This window comes from Nocardioides sp. NPDC051685 (assembly GCF_044453405.1).
Taxonomy (GTDB): Bacteria; Actinomycetota; Actinomycetes; order Propionibacteriales; family Nocardioidaceae; genus Nocardioides.
In genome coordinates this window covers 102769-122402 of record NZ_JBITCR010000007.1, presented here as the reverse complement: position 1 = coordinate 122402, position 19634 = coordinate 102769, and the positions used below count along the sequence as shown (strand labels likewise).

Annotated in this window: 17 protein-coding genes; 14 read left to right on the top strand and 3 right to left on the bottom strand. The window is 71.0% G+C overall.

Features of this window, described 5'->3' with window-relative positions; genetic code table 11:
- Positions 1–40: 40 nt before the first annotated feature.
- The 5 genes from ACIA03_RS20530 to ACIA03_RS20510 all read left to right on the top strand — a co-directional run bounded on the left by ACIA03_RS20530 (position 41) and on the right by ACIA03_RS20510 (position 3867).
- The gene (locus tag ACIA03_RS20530; RefSeq protein ID WP_396985891.1) at positions 41–634 is read left to right on the top strand and encodes a hypothetical protein; all 594 of its coding nucleotides are present in this window, start codon (positions 41–43) and stop codon (positions 632–634) included.
- A 192-nt stretch (positions 635–826) separates the two neighbouring features.
- Complete coding sequence (locus tag ACIA03_RS20525) at positions 827–1267, top strand: SAV_6107 family HEPN domain-containing protein (RefSeq protein WP_396985889.1); 441 nt, start codon at positions 827–829, stop codon at positions 1265–1267.
- Between the two features lie 37 nt (positions 1268–1304).
- Positions 1305–2030, top strand: coding sequence for a methyltransferase domain-containing protein (locus ACIA03_RS20520; RefSeq protein ID WP_396985887.1), 726 nt, complete (start codon positions 1305–1307; stop codon positions 2028–2030).
- A gap of 117 nt (positions 2031–2147) precedes the next feature.
- Positions 2148–3353, top strand: a complete 1206-nt coding sequence (gene dinB, locus ACIA03_RS20515; RefSeq protein ID WP_396985885.1) for a DNA polymerase IV — start codon at positions 2148–2150, stop codon at positions 3351–3353.
- Between the two features lie 145 nt (positions 3354–3498).
- Positions 3499–3867, top strand: coding sequence for a DUF3040 domain-containing protein (locus ACIA03_RS20510; RefSeq protein ID WP_141792796.1), 369 nt, complete (start codon positions 3499–3501; stop codon positions 3865–3867).
- An 8-nt stretch (positions 3868–3875) separates the two neighbouring features.
- Here the strand turns inward: ACIA03_RS20510 and ACIA03_RS20505 are convergent, their stop codons facing one another.
- From ACIA03_RS20505 to ACIA03_RS20495, 3 genes are read right to left on the bottom strand one after another with little or no spacing between them, the layout of a single operon-like run.
- Complete coding sequence (locus ACIA03_RS20505) at positions 3876–6170, bottom strand: transglutaminaseTgpA domain-containing protein (protein ID WP_396985882.1); 2295 nt, start codon at positions 6168–6170, stop codon at positions 3876–3878.
- Complete coding sequence (locus ACIA03_RS20500; protein ID WP_396985880.1) at positions 6167–7459, bottom strand: DUF58 domain-containing protein; 1293 nt, start codon at positions 7457–7459, stop codon at positions 6167–6169. Before ACIA03_RS20500 ends, ACIA03_RS20505 begins: the two co-directional genes overlap by 4 nt.
- A gap of 21 nt (positions 7460–7480) precedes the next feature.
- Positions 7481–8434 carry an AAA family ATPase gene (locus tag ACIA03_RS20495; protein ID WP_396985878.1) on the bottom strand — a complete coding sequence of 318 codons (954 nt, stop codon included), beginning with the start codon at positions 8432–8434 and terminating at the stop codon, positions 7481–7483.
- Between the two features lie 301 nt (positions 8435–8735).
- On the opposite strand from ACIA03_RS20495, the gene mraZ reads away from it, so the two are divergent.
- From mraZ to murD, 9 genes are all read left to right on the top strand, one after another.
- Positions 8736–9158, top strand: a complete 423-nt coding sequence (mraZ, locus tag ACIA03_RS20490; protein ID WP_396985876.1) for a division/cell wall cluster transcriptional repressor MraZ — start codon at positions 8736–8738, stop codon at positions 9156–9158.
- Between the two features lie 251 nt (positions 9159–9409).
- Positions 9410–10420, top strand: coding sequence for a 16S rRNA (cytosine(1402)-N(4))-methyltransferase RsmH (gene rsmH, locus ACIA03_RS20485; protein ID WP_396985873.1), 1011 nt, complete (start codon positions 9410–9412; stop codon positions 10418–10420).
- Positions 10417–11010: a hypothetical protein gene (locus tag ACIA03_RS20480; protein ID WP_396985871.1), complete on the top strand. Its 594-nt coding sequence runs from the start codon at positions 10417–10419 to the stop codon at positions 11008–11010. The genes rsmH and ACIA03_RS20480 overlap by 4 nt, the downstream gene beginning before the upstream one ends.
- Positions 11011–11021: 11 nt before the next feature.
- The gene (locus ACIA03_RS20475; RefSeq protein ID WP_396985869.1) at positions 11022–12845 is read left to right on the top strand and encodes a peptidoglycan D,D-transpeptidase FtsI family protein; all 1824 of its coding nucleotides are present in this window, start codon (positions 11022–11024) and stop codon (positions 12843–12845) included.
- Positions 12846–12999: 154 nt separating this feature from the next.
- On the top strand, positions 13000–13434 hold the full coding sequence (locus ACIA03_RS20470) for a MarR family winged helix-turn-helix transcriptional regulator (RefSeq protein WP_396985867.1): 435 nt from the start codon (positions 13000–13002) through the stop codon (positions 13432–13434).
- 55 nt (positions 13435–13489) lie between these two features.
- Positions 13490–15205 (top strand): MFS transporter, encoded by a 1716-nt coding sequence (locus tag ACIA03_RS20465; protein ID WP_396985865.1) that lies wholly within the window; start codon positions 13490–13492, stop codon positions 15203–15205.
- A 139-nt stretch (positions 15206–15344) separates the two neighbouring features.
- On the top strand, positions 15345–16805 hold the full coding sequence (locus ACIA03_RS20460) for a UDP-N-acetylmuramoyl-L-alanyl-D-glutamate--2,6-diaminopimelate ligase (RefSeq protein WP_396986159.1): 1461 nt from the start codon (positions 15345–15347) through the stop codon (positions 16803–16805).
- A gap of 138 nt (positions 16806–16943) precedes the next feature.
- Positions 16944–18062 carry a phospho-N-acetylmuramoyl-pentapeptide-transferase gene (mraY, locus tag ACIA03_RS20455; protein ID WP_396985863.1) on the top strand — a complete coding sequence of 373 codons (1119 nt, stop codon included), beginning with the start codon at positions 16944–16946 and terminating at the stop codon, positions 18060–18062.
- Positions 18044–19510, top strand: coding sequence for a UDP-N-acetylmuramoyl-L-alanine--D-glutamate ligase (gene murD / locus ACIA03_RS20450; protein ID WP_396985861.1), 1467 nt, complete (start codon positions 18044–18046; stop codon positions 19508–19510). Before mraY ends, murD begins: the two co-directional genes overlap by 19 nt.
- Positions 19511–19634: the final 124 nt, after the last annotated feature.

Genomic DNA, 19634 nt, shown 5'->3' with positions numbered 1-19634 from the left:
GACCGACTCAGAGTGAAGGCCCACGTCGCAAGGAGACCGGATGACCATGACGACACCCGACGAGAACGAAGGTGTGGTCGTGAGCGAGGACGCAGAGGTCGCCTACGAGGTGGCCGCCCTCGCGGCGGAGCCCGTCCCGCGGGAGATGACCTGGGCGGTTCGGCTGATCATCGGTCTGATCGCGTTCAGCGCCGTCGTGGTCGTGGTGATGGTGCTGCGCTCCGACGACCTGGTGCGGGCGTGGGCGGAGGGCAACCCCTCGGCCAAGCGCATCCTGGAGACCGAGGGTCTCGACGCGCTGATCAACCCGCCCAACGACAACCGGGTCAGCGCGCCGGCGTTCATCGCCCCCGCGATCACGCTGTTCTGCGTCATGGCCGGCATGCTCGGCGTGCTCGCCGTCTTCCTCCGTAACGGCTTCGAGTGGGCCCGGATCGTGATCACCTTCCTGGTGTTCATCTCCGTGGTCGCCAGCATCGGCGGCATCCTGACGGGCCCGCCGGTGACCATCACCGTGCTCACCGTGGTCGCGATCCTCATCGCCGCCGGCCTGCTGGCGGTCATGTGGCTGCCGGCGAACACCCGCTACATCCACCCGCCGCACCGCATCCGCGGCGCCGTCGCCGACGACTGAGCGACCCGCACCAGCGCCTCGACACGCCCCGTCGCCGAAACGTCTTGTGACTGTCGGTGGCGGGGTGTAGTTTGATCACGTGTTCGAACAGATGTTCGAACAACCAGGCTCCGGCGGGTGTCGTCCTCGACCCCCGACACCCGCCGGAGCCGTCCACTGCGGGGTCGACCTTGAGCGAGAAGGACGACCCCGATGCATCTGCTGCCGGCGACGACCCACAGCTACCTGTTCCGCGCCACCGAGTCGCTCTCGGAGGCCATCGTGGCCGACGACGTGCCGAGCCGGTACGCCATGGCGCACGTCGCCGCCCTCCAGGCAGCGGCGGCGCTGATCGCGGCCCGCACCGACCCCGTCGAGGCCGCCAGCCGCGCCGGTCGCCGCCGGCCGTGGAACGCCTGGGTCCGCCTCAAGAAGGTCGCGCCCGAGCTCTCCGAGTGGGCCGACTACTTCGCGGCCGGCGCCGCCAAGCGGGCCGCCGCCGAGGCCGGCTCGATCCGCGCGGTCACCGCGGAGGAGGCCCACGACCAGGTCCGCGATGCTGACCGTTTCCTCGCCGTCGTCGAGGAGTCCCTCGGGCTGATGGCCCACACCTCTCACGTCGCCCGCCTGCGGCACGACAGCCTCGTGGGCTGATTCAGGTGTGGTGGGATCAGGGCCTACGCTTGGCCCCATGGCAGCTGGCTCCGCATCAACCAGTCGTCGGGCAGGCGCCCGGACCGTCGCCGTCTGGGACGCGCTCGACCCGGTCCTGGCCTCCGGCCCGCTCGACGTCCTCGACATCGGCGGCGGCACCGGCACCTCAGCCGTACGCATCGCCGGCCTCGGCCACCGGGTCACCGTCGTCGACCCCAGCCCCGACGCGCTGGCAGCGCTCGACCGACGCGCCCGGGAGGCCGGCGTCTCCGTCGACGCACGCCAGGGTGACCTGGCCGCGCTCTCCGACGTCGCCGACCCCGGCGGGGCCGACGTGGTGCTCTGCCACGGCGTCCTCGAGGTCGTCCCCGACCCCGCTGCCGCACTGGCGGGGATCCGCGAGGTGCTCCGTCCCGGCGGCACGCTCAGCCTGCTCGTCGCCCAGCGCACCGCCGCCGTCCTCTCCCGCGCCCTGGCCGGCCACTTCGCGCAGGCCGCCGAGCTCCTCGACGACACGGCTCCGCAAGGACGCTCGGGGCGCCGGTTCGCCCTCGACGAGGTCACCGGGCTGCTGGATGCGGCCGGGTTCGAGGTCACGGACGTTCGCGGCGTACGTGTCTTCGTGGATCACGTGCCGGGGTCGCTGCTCGACGTCGATCCCGGGTCGACCAACGCGCTGGTCGATCTGGAGCAGCGTGCGTCCACCCGCGCCGACTACCTGCCGTTGGCTTCGCAGGTGCACTTGCTCGCTTCGCTTCGCTGACGGCTCGCTTCGCTTCGCCGCTTGGCGCCGACGCGGCGCAAAGGTCCCACCTCCGCTAGCGCTCCGGCGTGACATTTGCGCCGAGTCAGCGCTGGTCCGCGTCCTCGGAGGATCGGGGTGACCTCCTCCGCTGGCGCTCCGGAGGCCACCCCGATCCTCCATGTCGACATGGACGCCTTCTTCGTGTCAGTGGCGATCCGGCACCAGCCCGAGCTCTGGAGCCAGCCGGTCGTCGTCGGGGGTCATGCAAGGGGCGTGGTGACCTGCGCCAACTATCCGGCCCGGGCCTATGGCGTACGCGCCGCGATGCCCGGCTCGATGGCGAGACGGCTGTGCCCGCAGCTGGTCTCGGTCCGCCTCGACTTCGGTGAGGTCGCCGAGGTCTCCCGGCAGGTCCGCGAGATCTTCCGCCGCGCCACCCCGCTGGTGGAGGTGGTCAGCGTCGACGAGGCGTTCCTCGACGTACGCGGGGCGACCAGGCTCTTCGGAAGCCCCGAGCGGATCGCCGAGCGGATCCGGAGCCAGATCGCCGAGGAGCTGAGCATCACCTGCTCGGTCGGCGTCGCGCCGACGCCGAGCGTCGCCAAGGTCGGCAGCCGCAAGGCGAAGCCCGACGGCGTCGTGGTCGTCCGGCCGGAGGACATCCCCGGCTTCCTCCACCCGCTCGACGTGGGTGAGCTCTACGGCGTCGGCCCGAGCACCCGCAACCGGCTGCGGCGGCTCGGCTTCGAGACCGTGGGCGACATCGCCCGCACCCCGGTCCCGACGCTCCACCAGATCCTCGGCCCACGTCTCGGCGGCCACCTGCACCGGCTCGCCACCGGCACCGACCGGCGCGAGCTGACCGGACGGCTGGGCCCCGACCTCCCCGACCGGTCGACGGGCGCCCAGGAGACCTTCGGTCACGACCTGAGCGACCGTGAGGACATCGTCCGCGAGCTGCTGCGCCTCTCGGCGCGCGTCACCCGGCGGATGAGGAGGGCCGGCACGGTCGGGCGCACCGTCGCGCTGACGGTCCGGTTCACCGACTTCAAGACCATCTCGCGCTCCCGCACGCTGCCCGACCCGACCGACGTCACCCAGGAGGTGCACGCCACCGCGGTCCGCCTCTACGACGAGCTGAATCTACGCGGCCGGGCCCTGCGCCTGGTGGGCGTCCGGGTCGAGCACCTGGTCGCCCGCGAGGGCACCGACCGGCAGCTCGTGATCGGCGAGCGGGAGCGGGGCTGGTCCGACGCCGACCGCGCCGTCGACCAGGTCGCCGAACGCTTCGGGTCCAGCCTCGTACGCCGCGCCAGCCTGCTCGATACCGGCCGGGGTTGACGTGGCAGCAGGTCTGGTTGACACAATCAGTTCCGGTTGTGCCATGTGGCAGAACGTCGAGGGGCAAGAATTTTCCGGGCTCACTACCGCCTTCACGATGGCGTGCCTAGACTTGTAGGTGCCCCAACAGGACATGGGAGGTACGGTGCCACTCTCGGAAGAGGAGCTTCGCCTGCTCGAGCAGATGGAGCGCGCGCTCTCGGCGGAGGACCCGAAGTTCGCCTCCGCCCTCCGAGGCACGGCCTTGCGCCGTGCCCAACGTCGACACGCGGTCATCGCGGGCTTCGTGCTCGCCGGTGGAGTCGCGTTGCTGATGACCGGTGTGATCTCACGGATGTGGATCGTCGGGGTGGTCGGCTTCCTGGTGATGCTGGCTTCGACCTCCGTGCTGCTCACCGCTCTTCGCGGTGCCGCCGCGGTCGAGGAGGACGACGGGGACCACACGCCCCGCAGCTCGTTCTTCGACCGGGCCAGCGAGCGCTGGAGGCAGCGCCGCCGCGACAACGACCTCTGATCCGCACCTCAGGAGGAGATCAGTTCCCGCTCGGACCGCGTGGTCGGTCCGTCGGTGGCTGATGCCGCCACCTGACGACGGAAGACCGATGCCGGCCACAGCGCCGCCCGGCGCCGAGCCCGCCTGTCGGCACGCTCCCTGAGCGCGGCCGAGACCAGGCGTACGTCGTCCCCGACCGCCGCGGCGACGCGATGCTCCGCGTAGCGGTTGCGCTCGACCGCGGTGACGATCCGCTGCAACGCGAGCATCGGCTCGCGACTCTGCAGGTGAGGGGCCAGGCTGGTGGCCTCCTCCCGCGGTGACCGGGTGCCGGACCAGGGGAGCCCCAGGTCGATCGCGGTGTCACCCAGCTCGTTCCAGCCGGCCTCCGCGTCGCCCCCGAGCCGAGCCGTACGCCGCCTGCGCCGGATCACGGTCGGCGCCGCGAGCGCGATCACGCCGACCAGCGCCATGATGCCCAGACCGGTCCAGAGCGGTCCGGTGTTGGACTTCTCGTCGCCGGTGTCGGCAACCTCGGGAGTGTCAGGGGCCTCCCGCTGTGGCCGGTTGGGCACCGGTGCGACACTCGTGCCGGCGCTGGGCAGGGGCGCGTCCGGTTCGTTGCGGGCGTTGTCCAGCGCGCCGGTGGTGTAGTTGGGCTCCCTGGTGTCGGCGGCCGCCGGGGTCGGCTCGAAGCGGATCCAGCCGATGTCCTCGAACCACAGCTCGGGCCAGGCGTGCAGGTCGCGGCCGCGGAACTGCCAGACGCCGTCCTCGTCCTGGTCACCGCCGAGGAAGCCGAAAGCGACGCGGGCGGGGATGCCGAGCTCGCGGGCGAGCACGGCCATCGCCGTGGCGTACTGCTGGCAGTAGCCGACCTTGTTGTCGGTCAGGAAGTCCAGCAGGGCCGCGCCGTCGGTGCCGACGTCACGTTCCAGGCTGTAGGTGAACTCGCCGCTGTGCCGGAACCAGTTCTGCAGCGCGACGGCCTTGGCGAACGGGCCGTCCTGGCCGGCGGTCCGCTCCAAGGCGATCTCCTCGATCTTGTCGGGGAGCAGCGGCAGGTCCGTCATGCCCGGAGGCGCACCGACGCCGGGCTCGCCGGCGGCCAGCAGGCGCGCCTGGGACGGCTGGACCGGGGCGGCGGTCATCCGCCAGCGCTGCCCGGCGACCGTCTGGTCCCTGCCCTCGGTCGACATGAAGTCGAGGGTGTCCTCGTCGTAGCGCCACGGCCCCCTGGCGGTGACCTCGAGGGGATGGGTGAAGACCGGGAGCCAGGTCGACTGGAACTTGGCACTTGCCTTCAGCTGGTAGGTCGTCGGTTTGCCCAGCAGGGTCTCGTCCGACATCGGCGGCTCGAAGGTGGCCACGCCGGTGTGGTCGGAGGGGACGTCGCGGTTGCCCGAGGTCCACTCGGTGCCGGTGAACTTGGTCAGCGCGCCGACCCGCAGATAGGACGGGGGAGTCTCGGTGTCGCCGTAGACCGGGGTCACCGACACCATCACCTGGTCGCTCTGTCGGCGCAGGTCGTCGTAGAGCCCGACGGTCGGGTTGATCACCCGCAGCGGGCCGTTGCCGTCGCCCTGACCCAGGCCGGGGAGGGTGACGTTCGCGCTGGGCATCCAGGCAGGGGCGAGCAGCGCGATCACGACCGCGGAGACGCCGATGACCGCAGGTCCGGCGGCGGGCACGGCCGGGAGGTCCTCGTCGAGGCGCCGGCCCCAGCGGCCCAGCTGCTGGGCCCGGTCGAGGCGCAGCATCACCAGGAACGAGGTCGCGGTGAAGACGAAGACGACCCAGGAGACCCCGCCCCAGCCACCGGCGCCGATGACGCTGAACGACACCGTGAAGACGCCGAGCACCACCAGCCCCATCATCGGCGGGCGCCGCAGCGAGACCGCCAGGACGTCGGCCAGGAGCACGGCAGCGACGCCGCCCGGGATGAGGTAGGGAGCGACGTCCGGTCCGGACATCGGCAGGTCGAAGGGGTCGAACGCGATGTACGCCTCCGCCATCTCGGCGACGACCCGGGCCCGGCCCGCGCCGGTGGCCGGGAACGGGTGCTGCACGACCAGGAGGCTGGTCGCGATCGTGCCGAGGAGCAGCTGCAGCAGCACCACGACCGAGCCGTGCACCCGCAGGAGCCGAGCGGAGATGCCGGTGCCGACCACGAGCAGGCCGACGACCAGGATCGGGCCGAGATAGGAGAACCGGTTGGTCGTGAACGAGCCCCACGACGACAGTGCGAACATGACCGTCGCGAAGCAGGTCACCGGCACCGCCATCGCGGGCGCGACGCCGCGTACGTCGCTGGAGGTCATCATCGTGCTGCCCCCGCTCCCGCCGGAGCGCCCCGGGTGCCGAGCTGGCGCCAGCGGGTCGCCACCGAGTCACCGATCCCGAGCTCGACCGCCTTCCAGCCGTGCTGGATGAGCAGAGGTACGCCGCTGGGCCGCCGCTGCTCGGGCGCCAGATGCACCGCGCTCCACCCGTCGACGTCGAGTGCGAAGGCGAGGGCGGTCCCGGTGTGGTGGCGCACCCGGCGGAGCACGCCGGCGTCGTCCTCGTCGAGGGAGCCGAGCACCGCCACGGTGACCCCGCCCTGTCCGGCCTCCCCGATCCAGGAGGCGTCGATGTGGTGGTGATGGACGGTCTCGACGACGGCGAGCGCCTCCAGCAGGGCGGCGGCGTCGGCCTGACCCTCGCGGTCGTGCCAGCCGGCGTTGAGCTCGCCACCTCCGAGAGCGCCCGGCGTGACTCCGCCGGAGGTCACCAGGCGCACGGAGTAGCCGGCCTCGACCAGGTGCACCGCGACCGAGGCGGCGACCACGACGGCCTGCTCGAAGGAGGAGCCCGCGCCCTGTCCACGGTGGACCGAGCGGCGGTTGTCGAGGAAGACCGTGGCCCGGGCCTGCCAGGGCTGCTCCTCGCGGCGCACCATCAGCTCGCCGAGCTTGGCCGAGCTGCGCCAGTGCACCCGCCGCAGCTCGTCGCCGCGGCGGTATTCACGCACCGTGACATCCTCCGCGCTGCCGCCGAGGAACGCCCGCGGCCGGGAGTCGCCCGACGAGGTCGCGTTACCGGTCAGGGGAGTCGGGGGCAACGGGACCACTCTCGGCGTGACCGTGAACGGGACCGTGGACTGGAAGGCGCGGTTGAGCTCCACCAGGCCGAACGGATCGGCCACGGTCACCCGCATCGGGCCGATGTCGAAGCGGCCCCGGATCTCCGAGCGGATCTGGTAGCCGAGCTTGTGGCGCCACCCGAAGCCGATCCGGTCGACCACGAAGCGCGGGCGCCCGCCCAGCGCGTACGGCACCGTCTCCTCCAGCAGCAGGGTGCCGGTGGGGATCCGGCCCTCGTTGGCGATGGTGAGCTCGACCCTGGCGGGTTGGCCGGCCTCGGTCAGGTGCGGCTCGATGTGGCGCACGAGCGCAAGCCGGTAGCGGCCCCAGGCAGCGACCACGGCGGTGACCAGCGGCAGCGCGACCAGCAGCATCCCGATCCGGGACAGCGTGGACTGGTCCAGCAGGATCCCGCAGACGATGGCGGTGATCCCGGCGGCCAGGAAAGCCCGGCCCCGGACGGTCAGTCCGGACAGTGCCTCGCGCATATCGGGCGGCTCCCTCGTGGATCAGGACTGCGGCACCGGCACGGCGGACACGACGGTCTCGAGGATGTCGGTGACCGACCGGCCGTGCATCGCCGCGGAGGCGCTGGGGAGGAGACGGTGGGCAAGGACCGGGCCGGTCAGCCTGCGTACGTCATCGGGGAGGACGAACTCGCGTCCGTGCAGAGCGGCATGGGCCTTCGCGGCCCGCAGCAGGTGGAGGCTGGCTCGCGGGGAGGCGCCCAGGGCGAGCTCGTTGTTGGCCCGGGTCGCCGCGGTCAGGGCCACGGTGTAGCGCCGCACCGCGTCCGCGACGTAGACCTGGTTGACGACGCCGACGAGCTTGCGGATCTCCGCGGCGTCGGTCACCGGGTCGAGGTCGTCGAGCGGGTTCGCCGCGCTGTGGCTGGCCAGCATCGCGATCTCGGAGGCGACCGGTGGGTAGCCGACCGAGACCCGCGCCATGAAGCGGTCGCGCTGCGCCTCGGGCAGGGCGTACGTCCCCTCCATCTCGATCGGGTTCTGGGTCGCGATCACCATGAACGGTGACTCCAGCTGGTAGGTCACGTTGTCGACGGTGACCTGATGCTCCTCCATGCACTCCAGCAGTGCCGACTGGGTCTTGGGGGAGGCGCGGTTGATCTCGTCGCCGACCACGATGTTGGCGAAGATGCCACCCGGTCGGAACTCGAACTCCCGAGTGTTCTGGTTGAAGATCGACACCCCGGTGACATCGCTCGGGAGCAGGTCGGGGGTGAACTGGATCCGGCGCACCGAGCAGTCGATCGAGCGCGCCAGCGCCTTCGCGAGCTGGGTCTTGCCGACCCCCGGCACGTCCTCGATCAGGAGGTGTCCCTCGGCGAGCAGCACGGTGAGCGTGGAGTCGACGACGTCGGTCTTTCCTTCGATCACCTTCTCGATGCTGTCGCGAATGCGGCCCGCGACCCGCACCAATGTCTCGATCTCTGCCCCATGCACTGGGTTTGATCCTGGGGCATCCAACGGCGTCGTCACGTCGCGTCCTTCCGACTCAACCTGCTTATGAGAACACCGTACGGGGTAGCGCCCACGGGCGTCTGCGTCATTCACCCGACTGTGACCTGTGGGCGACCCGTGGACCGGTCGCCCCCGGCCGTCGGCGCCTGCCGCCCGGGGGAGCGGGAGGTGGTGGGAAAACACCTCGTGGGGGAGGAAGGTGGTTTGAATGTGGGGGATTGTGGGGTACGGTGGGGCAAAGTGGAGGAACGATCCACGTTGAGCTGACCGCGGGGGCGAGCACATGTTCTTCATGGGCACGTACACGCCGAAGCTCGACGAGAAGGGCCGGATCTTCCTTCCCGCAAAGTTCCGAGATCGACTGGCGGAGGGGGTTGTCGTGACGCAAGGTCAGGAGAACTGCCTCGTGGTGTGGCCCGAGGACGTCTTCATGCAGGAGGCGCAGCGGGCCCAGCAGACGCCGCTCACCTCTCGGGACGCCCGCGACTACGCCCGTGTCCTCTTCGCGGGGGCCGAGCAGACGACACCCGACAAGCAGGGCCGGATCGGCATCCCGCCGCTCCTGCGTGACTACGCCGGGATCGTCAAGGACGTGATCGTGATCGGTGTGATGGACCGGATCGAGATCTGGGACCCGGCCAAGTGGGCGGAGTACTCCGCGGGTGCACAGGCCAAGTTCGCAGACCTCGACGAGTCGGCAGACTGATAAAGGGACAGATCGACAAAGCGACAAGCAACAGAGCTGATCAGAACCAAGACAAGTCAACAGCGGATCCGCAGGACGAGGTCTCAGTCCCGCTCCACTCACCCAGCCATCCGGGGCACCTTCCCCGGTTCCGGACGGCACTTCGGTGGTGACGGAGCGGGCATGAGACCTGGCTCTGCGGATCCGTGGCGTTGTCAGCCCGTGGCTCTGCCACAGAGTCGGGGAGAACACACACCAGACGAAGCCGTGCGATGGGGGTCGAGGCGGTGACGAACCAGAAGCACGTGCCGGTGATGCTCGACCGCATCGTCGACCTGCTCGCGCCGGCGCTCGCCGATGGCGGCGTCCTTGTCGACTGCACGACCGGCCACGGTGGTCACACCGAGGCGGTCCTCGAGCGGATCCCGGGTTCACGCGTGATCGGCATCGACCGGGACACGTACGCCCTCGGCATCGCGGGGGAGCGGCTGTCCCGTTTCGGCGACCGGTGGACCGGCGTCCACGCGGTCTACGACGAGATCCTCGACGTGATCGCGGATCAGGGCCTCGACCACGTCGACGCCGTGCTCTTCGACCTCGGTGTCTCCTCGATGCAGCTCGACCAGCGGGAGCGGGGCTTCGCCTACGCGGAGGACGCGCCGCTCGACATGCGGATGGACGCCACCCGGGGCCAGACCGCGGCGGACGTGCTCAACACCTACTCCGCGGCCGACCTGACCCGGATCCTGCGGGACTACGGCGAGGAGAAGTTCGCCAAGAAGATCGCCTACGCCATCGTCAACCGTCGCGAGAAGGCGCCGTTCACGACGAGCGGGCCCCTGGTGGAGCTCCTCTACGCGGAGATCCCGGCACCTGCGCGTCGCACCGGCGGACATCCGGCCAAGCGCACCTTCCAAGCGCTGCGGATGGAGGTCAACGACGAGCTCGGGGCGCTGCGTAAGGCGCTGCCGGACTCGCTCGAGGCCGTCGGTCTCGGTGGCCGGGTGGTGGTCGAGTCCTACCACTCGCTCGAGGACCGGCTCACCAAGCGGGCCTTCGCCGAGGCGACGAAGCTGGACGTACCTCCCGACATGCCGATCGTGCCGCCCGAGGCCGAGCCGTCGTTCCGCCTGCTCACCCGTGGGGCCGAGCAGGCCACCGAAGCAGAGATCGAGGAGAACCCGCGTGCCGCCTCGGTGCGACTGCGCGCGGTGGAGCGCATCAAGCCCCCAACCAACCCAAGAGACAACTCAGCCAAGTCAACCCCTGGAGCAACCAGATGAGCATCGCCGCCGCGCCACAGTCACCTGTGCGCAGCCCGGACCGGGCCACCGAGACCCAGACGCGCCTCACCGCTGTCCCGGCGCCGCTGCCGGCCCCGATGGCCCCGCGGCTGCCGTTCGTCGTGCTCGTCTCGATGCTGCTCGTCGGCGGCGTCGTGGGTCTGCTGGTCTTCAACACCTCCATGCAGCAGTCGGCCTTCCAGGAGCAGCGTCTCCAGGAGCAGGCGACCACCCTGGCCGCCCGGGAGCAGGCGCTCGACGGTGAGCTGAAGAAGATGGAGGACCCGCACAAGATCGCGGCCAAGGCGAAGAACCTCGGCATGGTCGTCCCGCAGAACGCGGCCATGCTGCGGGTCCCCGAGGCGAAGATCGAGGGTGAGGCGGCCCCGGCCGACCGCTCGGCGACCCCGCCGCTGCACCCGAAGGTCGCCAAGCCCTACAGCGTCCTGGTCGCCGAGCAGAAGGCCGCCGAGGCGGCCGCGGCGAAGAAGAAGGCCGCCGAGCTCGCCGAGAAGAAGCGCGCCCAGGAAGCGGAAGAGAAGCAGGCGGCCGAGGAGCAGCAGCGTACGTCGTCGGGCGAGGCTCGGTAGGGGAGGAAGCGATGGCCAGGCGAGAGGTCAAGCGGACCGCCCGCCGACCGGCGCGACGGCCCGTCTCGCGGCCCGCGACCAAGGCGACGCAGCGACGCGGGCCGGTGCACATCCGGCTCCGCGTCGGCTTCATCCTGGTGGCGATGGTGCTCTCGGTCTTCGGTGGCCGGCTGGTGCAGCTGCAGGGCATCGACCCGCACTCGTACGCCGCGATGGCGGCCGCCGAGAACGTCGTCGACGTCGTGCTGCCGGCCGAGCGCGGCGAGATCCTCGACCGCGACGGGGAGGCGCTGGCCGATTCCTCCGACGGCCTGATGGTGCTGGCCGACCCGAAGCAGACCAAGAAGGACGCTCCGGCGATCGCCGCGTTCCTGGCCAAGGAACTCGGCGTCGACTACGCCTCGGCGCTCACCAAGCTGCGCAAGGACGGCAGCCGGTTCCAGTACATCAAGCGTCAGGTGCCCGCGACCCAGGCGACCGCGGCCGTGGAGAAGGCGGGCAAGGAGGGCTTCCAGGGGCTGTGGACCAGCCGCGACCCGCTGCGCAACTACCCCAACGGCGACGTCGCGGCCAACCTGGTCGGCTTCATGGGCAACGACGGCCCCCTCGCCGGTCTCGAGGCCGCCTTCGACAAGCACCTGGCCGGCAAGGACGGGCACGCCGAGTACGACGCGACCAGCCCGGTCAGCGGCACCCGGATGCCGCTGGGCACCAACAACCGCGTCGACCCCGTGGACGGCCACGACCTGAGGCTCACCATCGACCGGGACCTGCAGTACTACGTGCAGCAGACCCTGATGGACGCGGTGCAGAAGTCGCGCGCCGAGTCGGGGATGGCGGTGGTCATGGACACCCGGACCGGTGAGATCCTGAGCCTGGCCGACTACCCGACCTTCGATGCCCGTGACCCGGCGGCCTCGCCGAAGTCGCTGCGTGGCAGCAACGCCCTCTCCAACGTCTACGAGCCCGGCTCGGTGCAGAAGGTGCTCACCGTCGCCGGCCTGCTCGACCAGGGGCTGGTCTCGCCCTCGACCCGGCTCAAGGTGCCCGGGTCCTACCGCTCGGGCGACGCCGACATCCACGACTACTACGAGCACGGCACCGAGAAGCTCACCCTGGCCGGCGTGATCGCCAAGTCCTCCAACATCGGCACCGTCATGGCCGCCGACAAGTACCCCGAGGGCCAGCTGCGCGACTACCTGGCCGCCTTCGGGGAGGGCCGACGCACCGGTCTCGGTCTCGACACCGAGTCCGCGGGACTGCTGGCCTCGCCGGAGACCTGGAACGCGGCCGACGAGGACCGCATCGACTTCGGCCAGTCGATCTCGGTCAACGCCGTGCAGATGACCGCCGCGCTCAACACGATCGCCAACGGCGGCGTCCGCATCGACCCCAGCCTGATCGCCGGGAGCGCCACCAACAACTCCGGGGCCGAGGTCGGCACCGACACCGCCCAGCGCACCCGGGTGGTCTCCGCGAAGGCCGCCGCCGAGACCGGGGAGATGATGGAGCGGGTCATCAACGATCCCGTCAACGGCACCGCTCCGGCTGCTGCCGTCGAGGGCTACCGTGTCTCCGGCAAGACCGGCACCGCGCAGCGCGTCAACTCCGAGTGCAAGTGCTACGACGGCACCAACACGGTCTCCTTCGGTGGCTTCGCCCCCACCGACGACCCGCGCTTCACCGTCTACGTCGCGATCCACAACCCCGGCAACGGTGGTGGCGGTGGCACCGTCACCGGTCCGGTCTTCTCCCAGATCATGTCCTTCGCCCTGCGCCGCTACGGCGTCCCGCCGACCGGCACCGCGCCGTCGAAGATGCCGACTGGCTGGTGAGTTGCGCGGTTGCAGGAATACCCGGTCAACCGGGTATTCCTGCACTTCTCGGGCATTGCAACGCCTGAGAAGTGCAGGCATTGCCTGTTCGCTGTGACAGACGAGACAGTTGTTCCAGTCCCGAAACATAACATAGATATGTTATGTTTCTCTGGTGAGTACGACGACAGCCTCCGGCCGTGACCTGTCGCTCGCCCTCGAGCGGGTGGTGCGACTGGTGCGGGAGGTGTCGACCGCAGGGGACGTGTCGCCGACGGCGGCCACGGTGCTGGCCGGGCTGGCGAGGACCGGACCGCAGCGGGTCACCGACCTGGCCAGGATCGCCGGGGTGTCCCAGCCCGCGATGACGCAGCTGGTCAACCGGCTCGGCCAGCAGGGGATGCTCGCCCGGGTCGCCGACGACGCCGACCGGCGGGCGGTCCTGGTCGAGATCACCGACGCCGGACGAGAGGTCCTCGAGGCCAGGCGAGGTCAGCGAGCCGGTGTGCTCGACGCCGCCCTGGCCAGGGTCTCCGCCGAGGACCGCGCCGCCATCGCGGCGGCGCTGCCGGCCCTCGACCGGCTCGTCGACGCCGTGCTCGATTCCTGACGCGCCGGCCTGCCGGCGACGCGTACGAAACAACGTCTGAGAAGAGGCAAGAAGAATGAGCTCCCACTCAGGGGCAGCTGCCGCAAGTCCGTTCAAGCAACCACGTGCCGTGTGGGCGGTCGCGTTCGCGTGCGTGGTGTCCTTCATGGGCATCGGGCTCGTCGACCCGATCCTGCCGGTGCTCGCCGAGGAGCTGAAGGCGACGCCCGCGCAGGTGTCGCTGCTGTTCACCAGCTATCTCGTGGTGACCGCCGTGGCGATGATCGGCGTGGGCTGGGTCTCCAGCCGGATCGGCGCGAAGTGGACCCTGATCCTCGGCCTGATGCTGATCGTCGTCTTCGCCGGGCTCGCCGGAACCGTCGACGGGGTCGACGGCATCGTCGGCTTCCGGGCCGGCTGGGGCCTGGGCAACGCGCTGTTCATCTCCACCAGCCTCGCCGTCATCGTCGGCTCGGCGACCGGGGGATTCGCGGGAGCGATCATCCTCTACGAGACCGCGCTCGGCCTCGGCATCGCGGTCGGCCCGCTGCTCGGCGGCGTGCTCGGTGGCATCTCCTGGCGCGGCCCGTTCTTCGGTGTCTCCGCGCTGATGGCGATCGCGCTGGTCGCGACGCTGGTCTTCCTGCCGCCGACGCCCAAGCCGGAGAAGAAGGTCTCGCTGTTCGCCCCGATCGCCGCGCTGCGCCACCGCGGGCTGCTGACGATGGGCATCATGGCGCTGCTCTACAACTGGGGCTTCTTCACCCTGCTCGGCTACGCGCCCTACCCGATGGGGCTGCACGACCCGCTGCAGCTCGGCTGGGTCTTCTTCGCCTGGGGCATCCTGGTCGCCGTCTTCGCCGTGTGGGGTGCCCCGTGGGCGCAGCGCCGCTTCGGTACCGCGCCGACCCTCTACGTCAACCTGTTCGGTCTCGGCGCCCTGCTCGCCGTCATCGGCCTGGGCGTCTCCTCGCCGACCGTGGTGATCGTCGCGGTGATCCTGTCCGGCATCTTCGTCGGCCTCAACAACACCCTGACCACCCAGGCGGTCATGCTGGTCTCCCCGGTGGAGCGGCCGATCGCCTCCTCGGCCTACGGGTTCGTACGCTTCATCGGCGGCGGCCTCGCACCCTTCGTCGCGGGCAAGATCGCCGAGGCGACCGACCAGTCGGTGGCCTTCTACGTCGGCGCCGCCGCGTTCCTGATCGCGATCCCGGTCCTGGCCAGCGGCCACCAGCTGATCACGGCCGCGGAGTCGGCCGAGACCGCCGAACCGGTCGCGCCGAGCCTGGAGCCCGTCGGCCCGGTCCGCGGGGAGGGCCGGCCGGTCCTGGTCGCCGTCGGAGCCACCCTCGACGCCGACGCGGTCGTCGACCGGGCCGCCGAGATCGCAGCCGCCGAGGGCGCGCCGCTCGAGGTGGTCCACGTCCGCGAGACCGAGGTGGTCGAGGAGCTCGCGATCGACGCCGAGGAGCCCGAGACGGCCGCCGCCACCGTACGCGCCCACCTGGACCGTCTCGCCGCCCGCGGTGTGACCGCGACCGGACTGGTGCTGCACAGCGTCGGCGACCACGCCAGCGCGGGGGTCGAGCTGGCCAGGTATGCCACCGAGGCGGGGGTCCGCACCATCGCGCTCGGCTCTTCGCCCCGGGGCCGTGCCGCGCAGCTCGCCGACGGCTCGATCACCGCCGCGGTGGTGCGGAACGCCGGCGTACCCGTCGTGCTCGTCGTCCCCGGCGAGGAGCCGCACGAGCTCAGCGCCGCGGCGCTGGCCCAGCTGCGCCACGCCTGAGCGCCACGCCTGATGTCGGCCCGGCGGGACCTGGTCCCGCCGGGCGGATAACCTTCGGCAGGTGAGCAGTGCGTACGAGACGGCGGATCTCAACAGCCCGACCCGCCCACGGGTGACCGAGCCGGTGACGCTGGCCGACCTGGCGAGCGAGCTCGGCCTGGACGTACGCGGCGAGGCCCGTGTCACCGGGGTCACGCTGAGCTCTCAACGGGTGCTGCCCGGTGACCTCTACGCCGCGCTCCCCGGCAGCCGGGCGCACGGCGCCGGCTACGCCGCCGGTGCCGTCGAGGCCGGCGCGGTGGCGGTGCTCACCGACGCCGCCGGCGCCGCCGAGCTGGAGGCCCGAGGCCTCGGAGAGGTGCCCCAGCTGCTCGTGGAGCAGCCCCGCAAGGTGCTCGGCGCGCTCTCGGCCCGCGTCTACGGCAACCCGTCGGCCAAGCTGCGGCTGATCGGCGTGACCGGCACCCAGGGCAAGACGACGACCACCCGGCTGGCCGAGAGCGCGCTGCTCGACGCCGGTCACCGCGCCGGCGTGATCGGCACCGTCGGCACCCGGATCGGCGGGCGCGACGTGAAGACGCCGCTGACCACGCCCGAGGCGCCCGACCTGCACGGTCTCTTCGCCCGGATGGTGGAGGAGGGCACCGAGTCGTGCGCCATGGAGGTCTCCTCCCACGCGCTGGTGATGGGGCGTGTCGACGGGGTCGTCTTCGACGTCGCCGTCTTCCTCAACCTGGGCCGTGACCACCTCGACTTCCACGAGACGGTCGAGGACTACTACGCGGCGAAGGCCGGCCTGTTCACGCCCGAGCGGGCGAAGCTGGGCATCGTCAACATCGACGACGAGCACGGCCGCCGGCTCGTGGCCGAGGCGAGGATCCCGATCCTGACCTACGCCCTCCACGACGAGACCGCCGACTGGCGCGCCACCGACATCGAGCTGCGCCCCGACGGCTCCAGCTTCACCGTCCACGGCCCCGACGGGCTCGAGTTCCCGGCCGCCAGCCCGCTGGCCGGCGACTACAACGTCAGCAACACCCTCGCGGCGCTCGCGAGCATCCAGGTGGCGTACGAGAGCGACGACGTCGTACGCAGCGTCGCCACCGCCCTCGCCAAGGGCTCCGGGGTGCCGGGGCGGCTCGAGCGGATCGACGAGGGCCAGCCGTTCACCGTCGTGGTCGACTACGCGCACAAGCCGGACGCGGTCGAGGCCGCGCTCGGCACGCTCCGGCCGCTGACCGAGTCCCGGCTGATCGTCGTGATCGGGGCCGGGGGAGACCGCGACACCGGCAAGCGGCCGATCATGGGGGAGATCAGCGCGCGCCTGGCCGACCACGTGATCGTCACTGACGACAACCCCCGCACCGAGGACCCGGCGAGCATCCGGCGACAGGTGCTGGAGGGCACCACCGGCGGGTCCGCGAGCGTCGAGGAGATCGGCGACAGGCGGGCCGCGATCGAGCGTGCGATCGGCCTCGCCGAGCCCGGCGACATCGTCGTCGTCGCAGGTAAGGGGCATGAGACGGGCCAGGAGATCAACGGCGTCACGCACCCGTTCGACGACCGCGAGGTCGTCCGTGCGGCTCTGGCCGCACGGTGATCGATGTGCTGATACGGCGGGGTGCCGCAGAGCCGGCGAACCCGTAGGGAAGAATGCCCGGGGCCGGTGTCTTCGCTATGCACACCGGCCCGGGGGCAAGGACATGGAACGGCATGGCAAGGAAGGCACCCGGCTGACATGAGAGCGATCTTGCTGAGCGGAGCGATTGCGCTTCTGTTCTCGCTGCTCGGCACCCGATTTGCGATCGTACAGTTCACGAAGTTGGGCTACGGCCAGGAGATCCGCGAGGACGGCCCGACCACCCACCGCACCAAGCGCGGCACCCCGACCATGGGCGGCGTCGCGATCGTGATCTCGGTCCTCGTGGGCTTCATCGCGGCCAAGCTGCTGACCGGAGACGCACCGAGCGCGACGGCCTACCTGCTGCTCTTCCTCCTGGTGGGGATGGCCGCGGTCGGCTTCGTCGACGACTTCATCAAGGTCTTCATGCAGCGCAACCTCGGTCTGCGCGCGTGGTCCAAGATGGTCGGGCAGACGCTCGTCGCAGTCGGCTTCGGTGTGCTGGCGATCCACCCGGGGATGGCGAACGACGACGGGATCACCCCGGCCGCCGACCAGCTCTCCTTCATCCGTGACTTCGGTCCCCACTTCCTCGGCGGCGACGGCCTGCTCTTCTGGCTCGGCGGCGGGTTGTTGCTGGCGATCTTCTGGGTGATGGTCACCGGCACCTCCAACGCCACCAACCTCACCGACGGCCTGGACGGCCTGCTGGCCGCCTCCTCGGCGATCGTCTTCGCCGCCTACACGATCATCTCGATCTGGCAGAACAACCAGCGCTGCGGACGCCCGAGCGTGGAGATCGGCACCTGCTACGAGGTGCGCGACCCGCTCGACATGGCGATCCTCGGGGCCGCGATCAGCGGCGCCTGCATCGGCTTCCTGTGGTGGAACGCGAGCCCGGCGAAGATCTTCATGGGCGACACCGGCTCGCTCGCGCTCGGCTCGGTGCTGGCCGGGTTCGCGATCATGTCGCACACCGAGTTCCTGCTGATCATCCTCGGCGGTCTGTTCGTGATGGAGACGTCGGCGGTGATGCTTCAGGTCGGCTGGTTCAAGCTTTCCCGCAAGCTGACCGGCACGCCCAAACGTATCTTCCGGATGACACCGATCCATCACCACTTCGAGCTGCTCGGCTGGGAACAGGTCAATGTGGTGATCCGGTTCTGGATCATCACGGGCCTCTGCGTCGCGGCGGGCCTGGGAATCTTCTACGCCGAATGGGTGGCGACGATCTGATGGACCTTGAAAAGCTCGACAAGCTCGGCCGTAACGACTCCTGGGAGGGCGTGAGGGCGGTCGTGGCCGGCTTCGGTGTCTCCGGGTTCGCGGCCGCCGACAACCTCACCCACCTGGGTGCCTCGGTGATCGCGCTCGACGAGTCCCCGGGCGACGAGGAGCGCCAGGAGAAGGCCAAGCTCCTCGGCATCCTGGGTGCCGACGTACGCCTCGGCGAGGGCGCCACCCACGTGCTGCCCGACGACGTCGACGTCGTGGTCACCTCTCCCGGCTGGCGGCCGACGGCGCCCCTGCTCGCGCAGGCGCGCGAGCGCGGCATCCCGATCTGGGGAGAGGTCGAGCTCGCCTGGCGGCTGCGCGACCCCGACAACGCCGCCCCCTGGCTGGCGGTCACCGGCACCAACGGCAAGACCACGACCGTGCAGATGCTCGACAACATCCTGCGTACGGCGGGGCTGCGGTCCGTCGCCGTCGGCAACGTCGGCCTGCCGATCGTCGAGGCCGTGATGGATCCCGAGCCCTACGACGTCTTCGCCGTCGAGCTCTCCTCCTTCCAGCTCCACTACACCTCCTCGATGGCCGCCGAGGCCGCCGTCGTCCTCAACATCGCCGAGGACCACCTCGACTGGTACCCCTCGATGACCGAGTACGCCGCCGACAAGGGCCGCGTCTACGAGGGCGTCGAGCGGGCCTGCGTCTACAACGTCGCCGACGAGGCCACGATGCACCTGGTCGAGGAGGCCGACGTCGTCGAGGGCGCCCGCGCCATCGGGTTCACGCTCGGCACCCCGGCCGTGGGCCAGGTCGGTGTCGTCGAGGACATCCTGGTCGACCGCGCCTTCATCGAGGAGCGCCAGACCTCCGCGGCGGAGCTGTGCCAGATCTCCGACCTCGCCTCGTCGGCGCCCCACTACGTCCAGAACGCGCTCGCCGCGGCCGCGCTCGCGCGTGCCCACGGGGTCTCCCAGGCCGCCGTACGCGACGGGCTGAAGTCGTTCCGCCCCGACGGCCACCGCATCGAGGTCGTCGCCGAGTCCGGCGGCGTGACCTGGGTCGACGACTCCAAGGCCACCAACCCGCACGCCGCCCAGGCCTCGCTGCAGGCCTACGACCCGGTGATCTGGATCGCCGGCGGGTTGGCCAAGGGTGCCCGCTTCGAGGACCTGGTCGCCTCCATCCACGACCGGCTCCGCGCCGTCATCCTGATCGGCCAGGACCGCGACGTCATCGCCTCCGCCCTCGCCGCTCACGCCGGCGACCTGGAGATCGTCGAGCTCGACGATCCCGACGGCGAGGCCGCCCTCGCCGAGGCCGTCGAGATCGCCGCCGCCCTGGCCAAGCCCGGTGACACCGTGCTCCTGGCCCCCGGCTGCGCCAGCCAGGACCAGTTCCGCGACTACAAGGCCCGCGGCGACGCCTTCGCCGACGCCGTACGCCGCCAGGTCTGACCCCGCCCGCCGAGACGTCAGCCCGGTCGGGGGGGGGGGGGGAGGGGCCCGCCCCCACCCCCCCCCCCGCGGGGAGGGGGCCCCGGGCCCCCCCGCGGGGGCGGGGGGGGGGCCCCGCGCGGGG

What these genes read in the sequence shown, in the direction of transcription:
- ACIA03_RS20480 (WP_396985871.1), top strand. Translation starts at nt 10,417, where the DNA reads ATGAGCATCGCCGCCGCGCCACAGTCACCTGTGCGCAGCCCGGACCGG.
- ACIA03_RS20530 (WP_396985891.1), top strand. Translation starts at nt 41, where the DNA reads ATGACCATGACGACACCCGACGAGAACGAAGGTGTGGTCGTGAGCGAG.
- mraY (WP_396985863.1), top strand. Translation starts at nt 16,944, where the DNA reads ATGAGAGCGATCTTGCTGAGCGGAGCGATTGCGCTTCTGTTCTCGCTG.
- ACIA03_RS20520 (WP_396985887.1), top strand. Translation starts at nt 1,305, where the DNA reads ATGGCAGCTGGCTCCGCATCAACCAGTCGTCGGGCAGGCGCCCGGACC.
- ACIA03_RS20505 (WP_396985882.1), bottom strand. Translation starts at nt 6,170, where the DNA reads ATGATGACCTCCAGCGACGTACGCGGCGTCGCGCCCGCGATGGCGGTG.
- ACIA03_RS20465 (WP_396985865.1), top strand. Translation starts at nt 13,490, where the DNA reads ATGAGCTCCCACTCAGGGGCAGCTGCCGCAAGTCCGTTCAAGCAACCA.
- ACIA03_RS20475 (WP_396985869.1), top strand. Translation starts at nt 11,022, where the DNA reads ATGGCCAGGCGAGAGGTCAAGCGGACCGCCCGCCGACCGGCGCGACGG.
- rsmH (WP_396985873.1), top strand. Translation starts at nt 9,410, where the DNA reads ATGGGGGTCGAGGCGGTGACGAACCAGAAGCACGTGCCGGTGATGCTC.
- ACIA03_RS20500 (WP_396985880.1), bottom strand. Translation starts at nt 7,459, where the DNA reads ATGCGCGAGGCACTGTCCGGACTGACCGTCCGGGGCCGGGCTTTCCTG.
- murD (WP_396985861.1), top strand. Translation starts at nt 18,044, where the DNA reads ATGGGTGGCGACGATCTGATGGACCTTGAAAAGCTCGACAAGCTCGGC.
- ACIA03_RS20525 (WP_396985889.1), top strand. Translation starts at nt 827, where the DNA reads ATGCATCTGCTGCCGGCGACGACCCACAGCTACCTGTTCCGCGCCACC.
- mraZ (WP_396985876.1), top strand. Translation starts at nt 8,736, where the DNA reads ATGTTCTTCATGGGCACGTACACGCCGAAGCTCGACGAGAAGGGCCGG.